We start from the raw sequence: 16,390 nt of genomic DNA on the forward strand, positions 1-16,390 counted from the left end.
GGGCACGACGATCCGGTCTCCGCGCCCTCAGCCGGCCCAGTCGCGGCCGGCCGCCTGCGCCTGCTCCCGCGCGCCGGGATGCGACGAGGGCCGGAACGGCACCTCCGTCACCCGGGCGTCCACGGGTCGGCCCGTGGCGTCCGCGTAGATGTCTGGCAGCTCTACCTTCAGTGCCGTGTCCGGCGCCGAGAGTGCCGGCGGCACGTAGCCGAGCGCGATGTTGACCTGAAGTTCGGGCGACCACCACGGCGAGGTCACGTAGCCCACCCGCTCTCCGTCCGGCGTGGCGATGAGCCAGAAATCGGGGGCGTAGTCGGTCACCGGACGCCCGCCCATCGTCAGCCCGACGAGCTTCAGCTTGAACGGGAAGCGGCCCGCGTCGATCTCGGCGCGCTGAGCCTCCAGCGCGGCGCGCCCGATATAGTCGGCGGCCTTCTTGCGCGGCACCTGGTAGGCGAGGTTCACCTGGAAGGGGGAGGTCTCGGTATCCATGTCCTGGCCCCAGGACAGGATACCGGCCGCGATCCTGCGATGATGGGCCGGCGCGATCACCCGCAGCCCGTAGAGCGCGCCATGCGCGCGCAGCGCGTACCAGACCGGTTCCGCGGCGAGGGTCGCGTCGCGCACGAAGATCTCGTAGCCCTTCTCGCCGGAAAAGCCGGTCTGGCTGACCACCACCGGGCAGCCGGCAAGCGTCGTTTCGAAAAGGCCGTAATAGGGCAGGCGACGGATCTCTTCCCCGAAGAGATCGGCCATGAACGCCTCCGAGGTCGGCCCCTGGACCTGAAGCGGCGCGACGTCGAGCTCGGCGATCTCCACGTCGTGGCCAAGCCCCACGTTCACGCCCTGCAACCACAGAAGGAGGTCGCTGTCGGAGGCCGAGAACCAGAACTCGTCGCGGCCAAGACGCAGAAGGACCGGGTCGTTGAGGATGCCGCCCTTCTCGTTGCAGACGATCACGTACTTGCCCCGCATGGGCTGGATCTTCGTGGCATCGCGCGTGATGACGCGGTTGACGAACGCCTCGGCGTCGGGTCCGCGCACGCGGATCTGGCGCTCGACCGCGACGTTCCAGAGCGTGACGCGGTTCACCAGCGCCTCGTATTCGGCCATGGCGCCGCCCTCTTCGGGCCGGACATAGCCGCGCGGGTGATACATCCGGTTGTAGACGGTGGCGCGCCAGCACCCCGCCTCGACCGAGAGATGCCAGAAGGGCGATTTCCGCACACGGGTGGAGATGAGCATCTGCACGGGCGGGGCGCCGGACTGCCGCAGGTTCACGGGAACCAGCCGGTCGGACTGGTCCACGCCCGGCACGTTCGGATGGGAGCGGCCCTCTTCCGTCATGCGATCCCCTCCCTGCGGTCGCGTCCCGAGACGGCGCGCTCCTCCCGCGCGCAACCTCCGGCTTTTCCTGCCGTTCCGAGCCTGCCAAAGCCGAGGGCGTCGCGCAACGACAGCCCGCCGGTGTTTCGCAAACACCTCAGCCTTCTAAAGCTCCGGCCGACCTCGTCGGGGGTGCGCTACCGACCGCGCCAAGCTGCGCGCCGCGGCGGCATGGACCGGCGCCTCCGGCCGTGGCATGTCTTGGGGAGGTGTCAGACACGGGGGCGCGGATGGACGGCGGGAAGACCGACGCGGCAGAGGCGGCCGCCTATTACAACGACGCAGACGTCGCGGCCTTCTACCGGCTCTGCTGGGGCGGGGACGACATCCATATCGGGCGTTACGACACCGGGGCCGAAAGCGTGGCCGACGCCTCCGTCGCGATGACGCGCCATCTTCTCTCCCTCGCCGGGATCGTGGCCGGCGACCGGGTTCTCGACATCGCCTGCGGCTATGGCGGGACGCTGCGCCTTCTGGCGCGCATGGGGTGCCCCGCGGCGGGCATCGACATCTCCGGGCGCGCCGTGACCGAGGCGCGGCGCCGCAACGCCGAGGCCGGGCTCGACGACCGCATCGATGTCCGGCTCGGCGATTTCCACGAGATCGGCGAGCCCGACGGCGCATGGGACGCGGCGATCTGCCAGGAGTCGCTCATCCATTCCACGGACCGGCCGCGCGTGATGGCCGAGGTCCACCGTGTGCTGCGTCCCGGCGGCGTCTTCGCGCTCTCGGACATCCTGACCGCCCCGGGCGCGGACGAGGCGCTGGTCAACGAGGCCTTCGCGAGGCTGGGCGCCCGGGCCGGCGCGACGCCCGCGGACTACCGCGCCATGGCGGAGGCGGCGGGGTTCGAGATCGCGGCGTCGGAGGAGCGCCCCCGGGACATCCGCACCCATTACGACAAGCTGGCCGAGGCGCTGTCGGACCCGGTGCCCGGCCTCGACCCCGACGCGCGGGACGCCATCGCGCAGAGCGTCGCGCGCTGGCGGAAGGCGCTGGCCGGCGGGCATATCACGTGGGCCTGCCTCGTCGCAAGCAAGCCCGGCTGAAGGCGGCGCTCAGATGTCTAGCGCGTTTTCCTTTTCCCAGCGGGAGAAATGCGAGACGAAGGAGTGCCACTCCCGGTTCTTGAGCTTGAGGTAGGCGGCCGTGAACGCCTCCCCCATGGCCCCGGAGAACGCCCCGTCCGCCTCGAAGGCGCGCAGCGCGTCGAGCAGGTTGAGCGGCAGCCGCGGTGCCTCGGTGACGGTGTGGCCCTCGGCATACATGTCGATGTCGAGGCGCGGCCCGGGATCGGCCTCGTCCTTCAGACCCGACAGCCCCGCCGCGATGATCGCCGCCTGCAGCAGGTAGGGGTTGGCCGCGCCGTCCGCGAGGCGCAGCTCGAACCGCCCGCGCCCAGGGACGCGCACCATGTGGGTGCGGTTGTTGCCCGACCAGGTGACGGTGTTGGGCGCCCAGGTGGCGCCGGAATGGGTGACGGGCGCGTTGATCCGCTTGTAGCTGTTCACGACCGGGTTGGTGATCGCCGCCATCGCGGGCGCGTGGCGCATGATCCCGCCGAGGAAATGCGCGCCCTCCGGCGAGAGGCCCAGCTCTCCCGCGGGGCCCGGCCCCGTGCCGTCGAAGACGTTGCGGCCCGCATCGGCGCCCGGCGCGTCCCAGGCCGAGACGTGGACGTGACAGCCATTTCCCGTCAGCCCCTCGATGGGCTTGGGCATGAAGGTGGCGCGCAGCCCGTGCGCCTCGGCCACCGACTTCACCATGAACTTGAAGAAGCTGTGCCGGTCGGCGGTGACGAGGGCGTCGTCGAAGGCCCAGTTCATCTCGAACTGCCCGTTCGCGTCCTCGTGGTCGGTCTGGTAGGGGCCCCATCCGAGATCGAGCATGTGGTCGCAGATCTCGCGCACCACGTCGTAGCGGCGCATCACGGCCTGCTGGTCGTAGCAGGGCTTCTCGGCGGCGTCGTAGGGATCGCTGATGGCGTCGCCCGCGGGCGTGAGCAGGAAATACTCCGCCTCGATTCCCGACTTGACGTGCAGCCCGGCCTCCGCGGCGGCCGCGATCTGGCGGCGCAGCACGTTGCGCGGGGCTTGCGCGACCTCCTCGCCCTCCATCATGCAATTGGCCGCGACCCAGGCGACCTCGGGCTTCCACGGAAGCTGGACGACGCTCGCGGGGTCGGGCACGGCCAGCATGTCGGGAAAGGCCGGGGTCATGTCGAGCCAGGTGGCGAAGCCCGCGAAGCCCGCGCCGTCCTTCTGCATGTCGCCGATCGCTTGCGCCGGAACCAGCTTGGCGCGCTGGCCGCCGAAGAGATCGGTGAAGGAGATCATGAAATACCTGATCCCCTTTTCGCGGGCGAACTCCGCCAGATCCTGTGTCATCGCCGTCTCCCTGTTCCGATGTCGCCGCCCGGCGGGACTAGAGGCCGCCTCCGGGCTTGCCCGGCCACCAGTCCGTTCCGGCAAGGGGCACGCGCGCCATCGCCGCGGCCTCCATCGTCAGCGCGCACAGGTCCTCGGGCTCTAGGTTGTGGAGGTGGTTGTGCCCGCAGGCGCGCGCGATGGTCTGCGCCTCGAGGGTCATCACCTTGAGGTAGTTCCGCAGCCGGCGGCCCGCATCCTCGGGGTCGAGGCGCGCGGCAAGCTCGGGATCCTGCGTGGTGATGCCCGCGGGGTCGCGCCCTTCGTGCCAGTCGTCATAGGCGCCCGCGGTGGTACCCAGCTTCCGGTACTCGGCCTCCCATTTCGGGTCGTTGTCGCCGATGGCGATCATCGCCGCCGTGCCGATGGACACCGCGTCGGCCCCGAGCGCCATGGCCTTGGCCACGTCGGCGCCGCTGCGGATCCCGCCCGAGATGACGAGCTGCACCTCGCGGTGGACGCCGAGATCCTGAAGCGCCTGCACGGCGGGGCGGATCGCCGCGAGGGTCGGGATGCCCACATGCTCGATGAACACGTCCTGCGTGGCGGCGGTGCCGCCCTGCATCCCGTCGATCACCACCACGTCGGCGCCGGCCTTCACGGCGAGCGCGGTGTCGTAGTAGGGTCGCGTCGCGCCCACCTTCACGTAGATCGGCTTTTCCCAGCCGGTGATCTCGCGCAGCTCCAGGATCTTGATCTCCAGGTCGTCGGGCCCGGTCCAGTCCGGGTGGCGGCAGGCGGAGCGCTGGTCGATCCCCTTTGGCAGCGTGCGCATCCCGGCCACCCGGTCCGAGATCTTCTGGCCGAGCAGCATCCCCCCGCCGCCGGGCTTGGCGCCCTGCCCCACGACGACCTCGATGGCGTCGGCGCGGCGCAGGTCGTCGGGGTTCATGCCGTAGCGCGAGGGCAGGAGCTGGTAGACCAGAAGCGTCGAGTGCTCGCGTTCCTCGTCGGTCATGCCGCCGTCGCCCGTGGTGGTCGAGGTGCCCGCCATGCTCGCGCCCCGGCCGAGCGCCTGCTTCGCCGCACCCGAGAGCGCGCCGAAGCTCATCCCCGCGATGGTGATCGGGATCTGGAGGTTGAGCGGCTTCGTCGCGTGGCGTCCGCCCAGCACCACGTCCGTCCCGCAGCTTTCGCGGTAGCCCTCCAGCGGGTAGCGCGACACCGACGCGCCCAGGAAAAGCAGATCGTCGAAATGCGGCACCCGCCGCTTCGCCCCGCCGCCCCGGATGTCGTAGATGCCGGTGGCCGCGGCGCGGCGGATCTCGGCGTTCACCTCGGGCGGGAAGGTCGCGGAGAAGCGCGGCGGCGTCTGGGGAGTGTCGCTCATCAGTAGGCCCCGGCGTTGTCGATGTCGAAGTGGTAGAGCGTGCGGGCCGAGCCGTAGCGGCGGAACTCCTCGGGCCGCGCGTCGATCTCCGCCCGCTCGAGCAGCCCGGCAACCAGCTCCAGGTGCTCGGGGCGCATCTCCTTCTCGACGCAATCCGCGCCGAGGCTCTTCACCCATCCGCGCACGAAGAGGCGCGCCTCGTAAAGCGAGTCTCCCAGCGCCTCGCCCGCGTCGCCGCACACGACGAGCGTTCCGGCCTGAGCCATGAAGGCGGACATGTGGCCCACGCCTCCACCCACGACGATGTCGATGCCCTTCATCGAGATGCCGCAGCGCGAACTCGCGTTGCCCTTCACGACCAGCAGGCCACCGCGCCCCGTGGCGCCGGCATACTGGCTGGCGTCGCCCTCCACGATGACGGTGCCCGAGACCATGTTCTCGGCCACGCCCGGCCCGGCCGATCCCGCGACGCGCACGCTCGCCTGCTTGTTCATGCCGGCACAATAATAGCCGGTGGAGCCGCGCACCGTGACCTGGATCGGCGTGTCGAGACCGACCGCCAGGGCATGGGCGCCGCGGGGGTTCAGCACCTCCCACTCGGTCGCGTTCCCGCCCGCGCCCTGAAGCGTGGCGTTCAGCGTCCGGAGGTCCTCGGCGGCAAGGTCGATCGTCTGCATGTCAGCGGGCCCAGAAATAGACGGTGGCGGGTTCGGGTTCCCAGACGCGCGCCGCGTCGATGCCGGGCAGCCCGACCAGCGCGCGGTATTCGGAGCCGAAGGCGACGTAGCCGTCGGTCTCGGCCATCACGGCGGGCTTGCAGGCGATGGGGTCGCGCACGACGCCGAAGCCGTCCTTGGTGCCGACCACGAAGGTGTAGAAGCCGTCGAGATCGGCCAGCCCCGCCTCCAGCGCCTCGCCGAGGGTGGCCCCCTCCTGCATCCGCCAGGTGAGGTAGGCCGCTGCCGCCTCGCTGTCGTTCTCGGTCTGCACCTCCACGCCCGCCCGGGCGAGGCGGCGCTTGAGGTTGTGGTGGTTCGAAAGCGAGCCGTTATGCACGAGACACTGATCGGCGCCCGTGGAAAAGGGATGCGCGCCGAGCGTCGTGACGGCGGACTCGGTGGCCATGCGGGTGTGGCCGATGCCGTGGGTGCCGGCCATCGCCGCAAGGTCGAAGCGCGCGGCCACGTCCCGGGGCAGCCCGACCTCCTTGTAGATCTCGATCGCCTCGCCCGCGCTCATCACCCGAAGGCCCGGGCTTAGCCCGGCCAGGGCCTCGCGCGCCGCAGGAATGCAGTCGGCGGGCAGCTCTAGAACGGCGTGGGTGTCCTTCGCGCGCATCGTGGCCCTCGCGCCCAGAGCCTCGGACAGTCGCGCGTCGAGCCCCGGGAGATCCGCCGCGGGCGCGTCCGACTGCACCGTGATCTTGCCAGTGCCCCCCGGCGCGTAGACGGCGAGCCCCGCGCTGTCGGGGCCGCGATCGGTCATGGTGATCAGCATGTCCGACAGAAGCGCGCCGAGCCGCGGCTCGAGCGCCGCGTCCTTGAGAAACAGTCCGACGATTCCGCACATTGCCGCGCCCCGCTTCGCCGCCGGCCCAGAGACGGGCCCGCCAGGACTGATGGGCAACAGATTTTCTTCTGGGGCAAAAGTGCCGATACCCAGCTTGGGCCCCGGCCCGCCAACCAGTGGCGGATCTGCACAGAATTCAGGCAGCCACGCTTATCCCGATTGCGGATAGCAGATCACGGAGAGGTACCGGGTGGGCAGGCGGCGCAACTCTTCGGGGCCATGCGGCGCGTCGGCATCGAAGAAGAGCGAATCTCCCGGCCGGAGGTCGAACAGGCTGTCGGCATGACGGTAGCCCACCTCGCCTTCCAGCATGTAGATCAGCTCCAGCCCCTCGTGCTGGAAGACGGGAAAGACGTCCGTCTTCTTGGAGAGCGTGATGAGATAGGGTTCCATCACCACGCCGCTCGCGTTGGAGCCCAGGTGACCGAGCAGGTTGTACTGGTGCCCGGCCCGGGTGCCCGCCCGCTCGACATCCGCCCCCTGCCCCGCCGGCGTATGGACGACGCCCCGGCGCTCCTCGTAGCCGCGGAAAAAGGCCGTGAGCGGCACGCTCAGCGCGTGCGACAGCGCCTGGAGCGTCGTGAGCGAGGGCGAGATGTTGCCGTTCTCGATCTTCGAGAGCATACCGGCCGAAAGCCCCGTCTGCTGGGCGAGCTCGGCCACCGTTATGCTCTGCTGGCGACGGAAGGCGCGCAACTCCCGCCCGATCGCGACCTCGAGCACCTTTTCGCGCGCGCCGCGGCGTCCATGGGGATCCTGGGTCAGCGTTACGGGTTTGCGCGCCACGGCGTCTCGCCTCTTTCCTTCCGGGCGCGACATGACCGAGCGCCCCGGCTGCAAGCCTAGCCCGGTTCCGCAAGAGAAAAAATCGTTCGCTGCGGTCAATCCGGCACCCACGGGCGACAACGCCGTCGCGCCATGGCGACATTGCGCTGCGCGCGCCGAACGCCGAGGATGCGTCCGAAAGCGGCACCCTCGAAACGGAGGCGGACATGGCGCAGGCAACCGGGCTTCATCACCTTGCGCAGGACGCGCGATGAGCTCATCGGTCGTGACCGTCTCTCTGCTGACGCTCTATATCGCGCTGCAGGTGGGCTTCATCCTGCGGGCATTGCTGCGCCCCTACCGGGAGCCCTCGGCCCGCGTCGCCTGGGTTCTCGTCATGCTCGCGCTGCCGGCGGTGGGCATGCTGGCCTATGTCCTTTTCGGAGAAACCAACATCGGCCGGCGCCGGGTCGCGCGCTATCGCGAGGCCGCGCGGCTTTTCAAGGCGCCGCAGGTCGACCCAGTTGATGCCCGCAGGCGGATCGCGGCCGTCGCCTCGGACCATGCGTATCTCTTCAACCTCGGCTATTCTGTCAGCGGCTTTCTTCCCACGACCGGAAACGCCGCGCGGGTCTTCTCCGACTCGAACGCCTCCATCGCGTCCCTGCTCGACGACATCGCGGCGGCGGAGCGCTACGTCCATCTCGTCTTCTACATCTGGCTCGACGACACCAACGGTCTGAAGGTCGTCGAGGCGCTCAAGGCGGCCGCGCGCCGCGGCGTCGTCGTGCGCGCGATGGCGGACGATCTCGGCTCCCGGCGGCTCGTGCGCTCGCGCCACTGGACCGACATGCAGGCGGCCGGCGTACGCCTCGCCGCTGCGCTTCCCATCGGCAACCCGCTGCTGCACCCGATCCGGGGCCGGGTCGATCTCAGGAACCACCGCAAGATCGTGGTGATCGACGACCGCATCACCTATTGCGGCAGCCAGAACTGCGCCGACCCGGAATTCCGGGTGAAACCCCGATACGCCCCCTGGATCGACGTCATGTTGCGCCTCGAAGGCCCGGTGGCCGGCCAGAACCAGAGGCTGTTCCTGCAGGACTGGGTCTCGCATGTCGACGACGGGCTGGAGGATCTGGGCGCATCGGCAGCGGAACAGCCGTCGAAGGGCTCGATCGTGGCACAGGCAATCGGCACCGGACCGACGGTCCGCAATTCCGCCATGCCGGAGGTCTTCGAGACTCTGATGCACGGCGCGCGCGAGGAGCTGGTGATCACGACGCCCTATTACGTGCCCTCGGATTCGATGCAGTCGGCGCTCTGCGGCGCCGGCCATCGCGGGGTCCGCACGAGCCTGGTGCTTCCTGCCAAGAACGATTCCTGGATCGTCGGCGCCGCGAGCCGAAGCTACTACCTCGAGCTTCTGCAATCGAATGTGCGGATCTTCGAGTACGAGGGAGGTCTGCTGCACGCCAAGTCGCTCACCCTCGACCGCGAGATCGCCCTGATCGGCTCGGCCAATCTCGACCGGCGCTCCTTCGAGCTCAACTACGAAAACAACGTGCTTCTCAAGGACAGGGCGCTCACCGGAGAACTCCGCGACCTGCAGGACGGCTACATTTCCCGGTCGCGCGAAATCACCATGAAGGAGGTGACGGATTGGGGTCCGGGCAAACGGCTCTGGAACAACTCGGTCGCCATGATGGGCCCCGTGCTGTGAGGCGCGCGGGATGGGGCGCACGGCGCCACCGCCTTGAATCGCGGCCGCGGCGTCGCGACATAATGCGAAACCCCGCCCGACATGCGGCTCACGGGCGATCATCGAGGCCCCGCGGCAGCCCTGTGGCCGGCGGCCAGCGCGCCTGACACGCCCGCGCGGCGCGACCAGGCGACGCGACAAGGGGGCAGAGGACGCCCGGCAAGGAACAGAGGATTGGTGCAGACACACCGCGAGACGATCGACTGGCAAGGACGGGAACCGGACACGGCGCCCGCCGCGGCCCTGCGCGTGGCGACCTGGAACATCCGCAAGGCCGTCGGCCTCGACCGGCGGCGGGATCCCGCGCGCGTGATCGCCGCCATCGCCGATCTGCGCGCCGACATCGTCGCCCTGCAGGAGGCCGATCTGCGCCTGGGCACCCGGCCCGCCGCGCTGTCGCGCCACGAGATCGCGGAGGCCACCGGCATGGAGGTCGTGGACGTGGGCGGCAATCCAGGCTCGCTCGGCGTGCACGGCAACGCGCTGCTGGTGCGACGGGATCTGCTGGTGCGCGCGGCGGCCTCGATCGAGCTTCCCGCGCTCGAGCCGCGCGGCGCGATCACGGCGGAAATCGCCGTGCCCGGGCTCGAAGCGCGCGTGCGCGTGGTCGCGACCCACCTGGGGCTCCTGCGCGCGTGGCGGCGCCGCCAGCTCGCCACGATCCGGACCGGGCTGGACGCCGCCGCCCTGCCCAACACCCTGATCCTGGGCGATTTCAACGAATGGTCCACGGTCCGCGGGCTCGAGGCCCTCGCGCCCGATTTCGCGGTGCTCGCGCCGGGCGCCAGCTTCCACGCCGCGCGGCCGCTGGCGCCGCTCGACAGGATCGCGCACGGCCTCGGCCTGCACGCCTTCGGCGCGGGCGTGGTCAGGGAAGGACCGAGCCGCATCGCCTCGGACCACCTGCCCGTCTGGGCGGAATTCGCGCCCGCCCTCATGCCCGACGCGTCCGACCACCCCGCGCCCGCCGCGCGTCCCGCACCGCCGCGGTCGAGGCTCCGCAGGCTGCGCCGGGCCTGAGCCGACAGGACGGCGCCGGCGCGGCCGCCTCAGCCCGCCAGCGCCTCTTCGAGCTCCCGGGTCAGCCGCCGCGCCTCTTCGGCACGGGGCTTGGAAAAGCGGGCGAGCAGAAGGTAGGCGACCGGTGTGAGATAGAGGGTGGAAAGCGTGGCGAGCCCGAGCCCGCCCACGATCACCCAGCCCAGCGCCTCGCGCGCCTCGGCCCCGGCCCCCGACGACAGGATGAGCGGCACGCCGCCCAGCACGGTGGAGGTCATCGTCATCATCACGGGACGCAGGCGGATCGTGGAGGCGTCGAGGATCGCCTCGCGCACCCCCTGCCCCCGGTCGCGTAGCTGGTTCGCGAACTCCACGATCAGGATGCCGTTCTTGGCCATGATCCCGATCAGCATGACGAGCCCGATCTGCGAATAGACGTTCAGGCTCTGCCCGGTCAGCAGAAGCGCGAAGGCCGCGCAGGCCAGCCCGATGGGCACGGTCGCCATCACGACGATGGCGGAGACGAAGCTTTCGAACTGCGCCGAAAGCACCAGGAACACCACCGCGATGGCGAAGGCGAAGGTCACGAGGAGGCCCGCGTTGGTCTGGTCGAGCGTCGCCGCCTCGGCCAGCGGGACGATGCGGTTTTCCTCGGCAAGGATGTCGTCCGCCATCTCCTCGACCTGCGCCAGCGCGTCGCCAAGCGCCAGCTCCGGCGTGAGCCCTGCCGAGATCTCGACCGAGCGCTGCTGGCCCTCGCGTTCGAGTTCGGGCGCGACGGCGCGCTCCTCCAGTCGGACGAAGCTCGACATCGGCACCATCTGCCCCTCCGACGAGCGCACGAAGATGTTCTGCAGATCGCCCGGGTCGTTCACGGGGTTCGTGGTCGACAGCATCTGCACGTCGATCGCCTCGTCCTCGACGAAGACCTCGCCGATCGTGCGCCCGTTCAGCACCGCGCGCAGCGCCTCGCCCAGCCCGGTGATGTCGATGCCCAGATCGGCCGCGCGGGTGCGGTCGATCTCCACGAAAAGCTGCGGCTGGGTTGTCTCGTATTCCAGGCGCACCTGGCCCATCGCCGGCATCTCCTGCATCCGGGCCACGAGGCGTTCGGACACCTCCGCGAGCTGCGCGTAGCTCGATCCCGTGACGGCGAAGGACAGGCCCCGCCCGGCGCCCCGGATGCCCAGGGAATTGGGCTGGATGGCGAAGGCGCGCACGCCCACGATCCGGCGCAGCTTGCCGTTGATCTCGCCCACGATCTCGTCCTGGCTGCGCGCGCGCTCGCCCCACTTGGCCAGCGTGAAGACCATGAACCCGCGGTTGTCGGCGCCGAAGCCGGTGATCGAGAAGACGTTGGTGATCTCGCCCGCCTCGCGCAGGGGCTGCACCGCGTCCTCGATCTCGCGCATCTTTCCGGTGGTGTAGTCGAGCGAGACGCCCTGCGGCGCGGTCACGCTGAGAAGTGCGACGGCGCGATCCTCGCGCGGGGTCAGTTCCTGGCGGATGCCGCTGCCCACCAGCACGGCCGTCGCCGCGAAGAGCACCGCGGCAAGCACGATCACCAGCGGCACGGCAAGCGCCCAGCCCAGCGTGCGCGCGTAGATCGCCGCGAGGCGATTGCCGACCCACGCCACCGGACCGGTCCGGGCCGATCCCTCGCGCAGAAGACGGCTCGCCAGCACGGGGCAGAGCGTCAGCGCCACGAGGGAGGAGAGCGCCACCGCCATCGCGAGGGTGAAGCCGAATTCACGGAAAAGCCCGCCCGCCTGTCCCGGCAGGAAGGACAGCGGCACGAACACGGCCGCGAGCGTCGCGGTGGTCGTCACCACGGCGAAGAACACCTGCCGCGTGCCGAGCACGGCCGCCGCGCGCGGGCCCATTCCTTCGGACCGCCGCCGCACGATGTTTTCCAGAACGACGATGGCGTCGTCCACCACGAGCCCGGTGGCCAGCACGAGGGCGAGCAGCGTCAGGATGTTGACGGAAAAGCCCACCATCCAGATCGCGGCGAGCGTGCCGATCAGCGCGACCGGCATTGTGATCGCCGGGATCATCGTGGCGCGCGCGTCGCGCAGGAACACGAAGATCACCACGACGACGATGAGGATGGCCAGGCCGAGCGTCTTCAGAACCTCCGCGATCGCGCCGTTGATGAACACCGCGTCGTCGGAGGTGACGAAGATGCGCACGTCCTCGGGCAGCGTGGCGTCGAGTTCCGCCACGGTCGCCCGCACCGCCGCCGAGATGTCGAGCGTGTTGCTGCCCGCCTGCCGGATGATGCCGATCCCGAGCCCCGTCTGGCCGTTGGCGCGCAGCACCGTCTCGTTGGGCGCGGGGCCCAGCGTCACGGTGGCCACGTCGCGCACGCGGACGTTCGGGGCAAGTTGCAGATCCTCGAAGGCGGCGGGCGAGGCCACCAGCGCGGTCGTGCGCACGTTGATCGACTGCCGGCTGCCCGCAAGGTCGCCCGCCGGCGCGTTGAAGCCCGCATCGGCCAGCGCGCGGCGCATGTCGGCAAGTGTCAGGCCCCGGCTGGCCAGCTCGGCCAGGTCGATGTCCACGCGGAAGATCGGTTCCCGGTCGCCGTAGATCTGCAGGTCGGCCACACCCTCGATCGAGATCAGCCGGTCCTCGACCCGCTCCCGGACGATCCGCGTGAGGTCCTGCGGCGAGCGGCTGGCGGAGGTGACGGCCACGCGCACCACCGGCTGCGCGTCGGCGTCGGCCTTGACGATCTCGGGCGTCTCGGCACCGTCGGGAAGCTGTCCCGCGATCCGCGCCACGGCATCCCGGACGTCGGTCGCCGCCACATCGATATCGACGTTGCCGGTGAATTCCAGCGTGACGCGGCTGCGCCCGAAACGCGAGTTCGACGAGATCGAGCGAATGCCCGCGACCCGGCCCACGGCCCCCTCGATCCGGCCGGTCACCTCCTGGTCGATGCTTTCCGGCGATGCGCCCGGGAACTGGGTCGTGACGGTCACGACCGGGCGGTCCACGTTCGGAAGCTCGCGGATCTCGGCGCCGAAGATCGCGGCGAGCCCCGCCAGCACGACGAGCGCGCTCAGCACATAGGCCAGGATCGGGCGGCGCACGAAAAGCGCCGTGCCGCCCTGGGCCGTTCGCGTGGCATCCTCCATCATCCGCCCGCCCCCCTCAGAGCGCGTCGCGCGACGTGTCGAGCCGCGCGGCCTGCGGTTCGGCGACCCGCACCTCGCCGCCGGGGCGCAGGTTCTGCACGCCCTCGGTCACGACCTGCTCGCCGATCTCGAGCGCCCCCTCGACCAGGACCGCATCCTCGTTGCGCTGGCGGATCGTCACCGGCACGCGCACCGACGCCCCGTCCCGCACGACCCAGACGAAGGAGCCGTCGCTCGACCATTGCACGGCAAGCGGATCGACCGACGGCAGGCGTTCGCCCGGAAAGGCGAGGAAGACCTCGAACGCCATGCCCGCGCGCAGCGCGTCGTCCGGATTGGCGAGCCTGCCCTGCACCAGCAGGGTGCGGCTGGTGCTGTCCACGATCGTGTCGATCGCGCGCACCTCGCCCTCCAGCAGGCGGTCCGGCAGGGCAAGCGGCCGCGCCTCCAGCGGCATCCCGGCTGCCAGGCGCGGGATCACCCGCTCGGGCACCCGGAAGTCGATCAGGATTTCCGAGCGGTCGCTGATCGACACGAGCGCCGCGCCGCCCGTCACGCGATCGCCCACGCCGAGGTCGGGCACACCGGCCCAGCCCGAGATGGGTGCGCGCACACGCCGCTGCGCGAGGTCGAACTCGGCCTGGCGCAAGGCGAGCTCCGCCTGCCGCAGCGCGAGCTCGGCATCCCGACGTCTGACCTCGGTCACCGATCCGGTCCCGGCAAGTCGCTCCAGCCGCTCCGCCTCGTCCCGCGCATCGGCCAGTGTCAGCTCCGCGCGCTCCTCCGCGATGCGCTCCGCCTCGTCGTCGAGCCTGACGATCAGGTCGCCCTCCCGCACCTTGCCGCCGGGCTCGAACCCGATCTCCACCACCCGGCCGGTCGCGTCGGTGCGCACCGTGACACTGCGCAGCGCCTTGCCGTCGCCGATGGAGGCCACGCGGTCGTCGATGATGCCTTCGGCGACGGGCACGGTGATGACGGTGGCCGGTCCGCGCCCGAACCCGCCGCTGCCGCCGGTATCCTCTTCCGCGTCGAGCTCCACCCCGACGAGGTCGAGGACGCCCAGCCGGTCGAGAAGCGGCAGGGAGGACGGCACGAAGTTGATCCAGAGCGCCAGCGTTCCGGCGATCACCACGAGCGAAAGAACAAGTTGCCTGACCATGCCGTTGACCGCTACGCCGGTTCAGTTCCTGAAGGTAGCGCATATCCGGTGGGTTGACAGGCGAGAACCCGGTTTCGCAAAGCCCGCAGCGAAAGGGACATCCGCCCCGGAAGCCGAGTTGCGGCTGGCGGGACCGATGCGGATGAAGGCGCCGTGGCGGAATTCGCGCAAACCTTGATCTGGATCAAGGCGCGACGCCGCCCCTGCCCGTTCCACAGCGACGCAGCGCCGACGTTCAGGGTTTGTGCACGGGCCGGCGCGCGCACGGCCCAGCACCTCGCCGCACCGGTGAAAACGCCGCTCCCACCCGGGTGTCACGGGCAATCTCGTATCTTGTCAGCACCTTGGCCCTTGCGGCGCAAACGACCGCGACAGCGTCATGGCAGGTCCGTCACCCAAGCCGCAAAGGAGAAATGTCCCGAAGGTTATCCACAGCCTGGAAATGCCCGATTCGCACTGGACGGATCACGTATTCTTGAATTTTGCCATGGCTTTCGCCCGCACGGCATCGCCGTATCGGCGCATCCTTGCCCCTGCAGGCCCCCGGATCCCGGCCCTCACCCCGGCGCACGGCCCACCGCGCCGGGCGCCGTTGCGGCGCGGCCGATCAGGGCGCAGCCCAGCGTTTCGCGCAGCGCGTGGGTAAGGTCATCGACCGTGCGGGTGGACACGAAAAGCCCGCCCGTCGCGTCGGCGAGGCATTTCGCGACGGTTTCGCCGCCCGTGTAGGTCCGCGCCTCCGGGCTGTTCCAGCCGAAGAAATCGTCCACGACCTTGAAGCCGATGACATGGACGCGCAGGTCGGCCGCGCGCGACGCAAGCCGGGTGCCGAGCGCGCAAGGCGTCCCGCCACATGTCTCGTTGCCATCGGTCACCAGCACGACGATCGCGGGCCGTGTCCGGTAGTCGAGCGCTTCGGCCGCGTGCTCCACCGACGCCGCGAGCGGCGTGAGGCCCGCTGGCTCCAGCCTCTCGATCGCGTCGATCACGGCCGGCCCCATGTCCGGCGCGGGCCGGAACCGCAGATCGATCCCGGAACAGGCGTCGGCGCCGCCGGGGCCGTAAACCAGCAGGCCGAGATCGCGAAACGGCGTGATGTCGGGAATGGCCCGGCGCATGGCGGCCCGCGCGTCGATGATTCGCGGGGTCCCGGACAGTTCGTAGGCGACCTCCGCCATGCTGCCCGAGCCGTCGAAGACGAGGATCGCATCCGTCGCGCAGCCGGGATCGGCCTCGAGCCCCGGCGCGCCCGAGAGGGTCCCGGCGGAAACGAAGCCCGCCACGGCGAGCGCGCGCAAACCTGAGGCCACGACATCCCCCGTTCGACCCTTTCCAGAAGCCTAGCACATGCCCTGGCCGGGTTCACGCGCCGCCCGGGCCTTGACCTGCGTCAATGGAAAGGGATTTCATGCATGATCTACAGGTCGGCACAAGTCGGATGGCCACACTGTGCTGCTTCGAGAGTACGAAGGCGGCGCACCCCATCCGGGCCCGAAATCGACTGGCCGCGTGGCGCGGCATCCCGCCTCGCACGGACAGTCCAGCATGGAGGTTGCGTAATGTCCGAGAGAGACGAGTACATCGAGAAGGCCAAGGCGAAGCTGGAGCAGTGGAACGCCGAGATCGAGAAGATGAAGGCCAAGGTCGACGAGGCCGAGGCCGACACCAAGATCGAGTACGAAAAGCAGCTCGAGGAGGCGCGCAACCGGCGCGACGAGGCCGAGGCCAAGCTGAAGGAGCTGCGCGAGGCCAGCGACGAGGCCTGGGCCGACATGAAATCCGGGTTCGACAAGGCGTGGGACAGCCTCTCGGAATCGTTCCGCAACGCCATGGCGCGCTTCAAGTGAA

13 protein-coding genes are annotated in these 16,390 nt (G+C 70.1%); 4 read left to right on the forward strand and 9 right to left on the reverse strand.

Translation table 11 applies throughout. The features are described 5' to 3' along the window. Positions 1 to 27: 27 nt before the first annotated feature. On the reverse strand, positions 28 to 1,347 hold the full coding sequence (locus tag AB6A65_RS11775) for a glycine cleavage T C-terminal barrel domain-containing protein (protein ID WP_371038583.1): 1,320 nt from the start codon (positions 1,345 to 1,347) through the stop codon (positions 28 to 30). A gap of 269 nt (positions 1,348 to 1,616) precedes the next feature. On the opposite strand from AB6A65_RS11775, the gene AB6A65_RS11780 reads away from it, so the two are divergent. Beyond that, positions 1,617 to 2,435, forward strand: a complete 819-nt coding sequence (locus AB6A65_RS11780; RefSeq protein WP_371038584.1) for a cyclopropane-fatty-acyl-phospholipid synthase family protein — start codon at positions 1,617 to 1,619, stop codon at positions 2,433 to 2,435. 9 nt (positions 2,436 to 2,444) lie between these two features. Here AB6A65_RS11780 and glnT read toward each other — a convergent pair whose 3' ends face one another. The 5 genes from glnT to AB6A65_RS11805 form a co-directional block, all read right to left on the reverse strand. Then, complete coding sequence (gene glnT / locus AB6A65_RS11785) at positions 2,445 to 3,773, reverse strand: type III glutamate--ammonia ligase (protein WP_371038585.1); 1,329 nt, start codon at positions 3,771 to 3,773, stop codon at positions 2,445 to 2,447. Positions 3,774 to 3,810: 37 nt separating this feature from the next. Next, positions 3,811 to 5,142: an FMN-binding glutamate synthase family protein gene (locus tag AB6A65_RS11790; RefSeq protein ID WP_371038586.1), complete on the reverse strand. Its 1,332-nt coding sequence runs from the start codon at positions 5,140 to 5,142 to the stop codon at positions 3,811 to 3,813. Further along, the gene (locus AB6A65_RS11795; RefSeq protein ID WP_371038587.1) at positions 5,142 to 5,819 is read right to left on the reverse strand and encodes a protein GlxC; all 678 of its coding nucleotides are present in this window, start codon (positions 5,817 to 5,819) and stop codon (positions 5,142 to 5,144) included. Before AB6A65_RS11795 ends, AB6A65_RS11790 begins: the two co-directional genes overlap by 1 nt. A 1-nt stretch (position 5,820) precedes the next feature. Further along, on the reverse strand, positions 5,821 to 6,711 hold the full coding sequence (locus AB6A65_RS11800) for a glutamine amidotransferase family protein (RefSeq protein WP_371038588.1): 891 nt from the start codon (positions 6,709 to 6,711) through the stop codon (positions 5,821 to 5,823). Positions 6,712 to 6,861: 150 nt separating this feature from the next. Further along, entirely contained in the window at positions 6,862 to 7,530 is a 669-nt protein-coding gene (locus AB6A65_RS11805) for a helix-turn-helix domain-containing protein (RefSeq protein WP_371038589.1), read from the reverse strand. 217 nt (positions 7,531 to 7,747) lie between these two features. Here AB6A65_RS11805 and cls point away from each other — a divergent pair, with 217 nt between their 5' ends. Both cls and AB6A65_RS11815 read left to right on the forward strand, forming a co-directional pair. Beyond that, on the forward strand, positions 7,748 to 9,199 hold the full coding sequence (gene cls / locus AB6A65_RS11810) for a cardiolipin synthase (protein WP_371038590.1): 1,452 nt from the start codon (positions 7,748 to 7,750) through the stop codon (positions 9,197 to 9,199). Positions 9,200 to 9,415: 216 nt separating this feature from the next. Continuing rightward, positions 9,416 to 10,258, forward strand: a complete 843-nt coding sequence (locus tag AB6A65_RS11815) for an endonuclease/exonuclease/phosphatase family protein (protein ID WP_371038591.1) — start codon at positions 9,416 to 9,418, stop codon at positions 10,256 to 10,258. Positions 10,259 to 10,287: 29 nt separating this feature from the next. On the opposite strand, the gene AB6A65_RS11820 is transcribed toward AB6A65_RS11815, so the two are convergent. The 3 genes from AB6A65_RS11820 to AB6A65_RS11830 form a co-directional block, all read right to left on the reverse strand. After that, a complete protein-coding gene (locus AB6A65_RS11820) occupies positions 10,288 to 13,383 on the reverse strand; it encodes an efflux RND transporter permease subunit (RefSeq protein WP_371038592.1) in 3,096 nt (1,031 codons plus the stop codon). 13 nt (positions 13,384 to 13,396) lie between these two features. After that, positions 13,397 to 14,542 (reverse strand): efflux RND transporter periplasmic adaptor subunit, encoded by a 1,146-nt coding sequence (locus AB6A65_RS11825; protein ID WP_371038593.1) that lies wholly within the window; start codon positions 14,540 to 14,542, stop codon positions 13,397 to 13,399. Positions 14,543 to 15,099: 557 nt separating this feature from the next. Then, positions 15,100 to 15,852, reverse strand: coding sequence for a VWA domain-containing protein (locus AB6A65_RS11830; RefSeq protein ID WP_371038594.1), 753 nt, complete (start codon positions 15,850 to 15,852; stop codon positions 15,100 to 15,102). Positions 15,853 to 16,101: 249 nt separating this feature from the next. Between AB6A65_RS11830 and AB6A65_RS11835 the strand changes: the two genes are divergently transcribed. Next, positions 16,102 to 16,389 (forward strand): hypothetical protein, encoded by a 288-nt coding sequence (locus tag AB6A65_RS11835; RefSeq protein WP_371038595.1) that lies wholly within the window; start codon positions 16,102 to 16,104, stop codon positions 16,387 to 16,389. Position 16,390: the final 1 nt, after the last annotated feature.

The sequence above is a fragment of the Rhodosalinus sp. FB01 genome, from assembly GCF_041365715.1.
GTDB lineage: Bacteria > Pseudomonadota > Alphaproteobacteria > Rhodobacterales > Rhodobacteraceae > Rhodosalinus.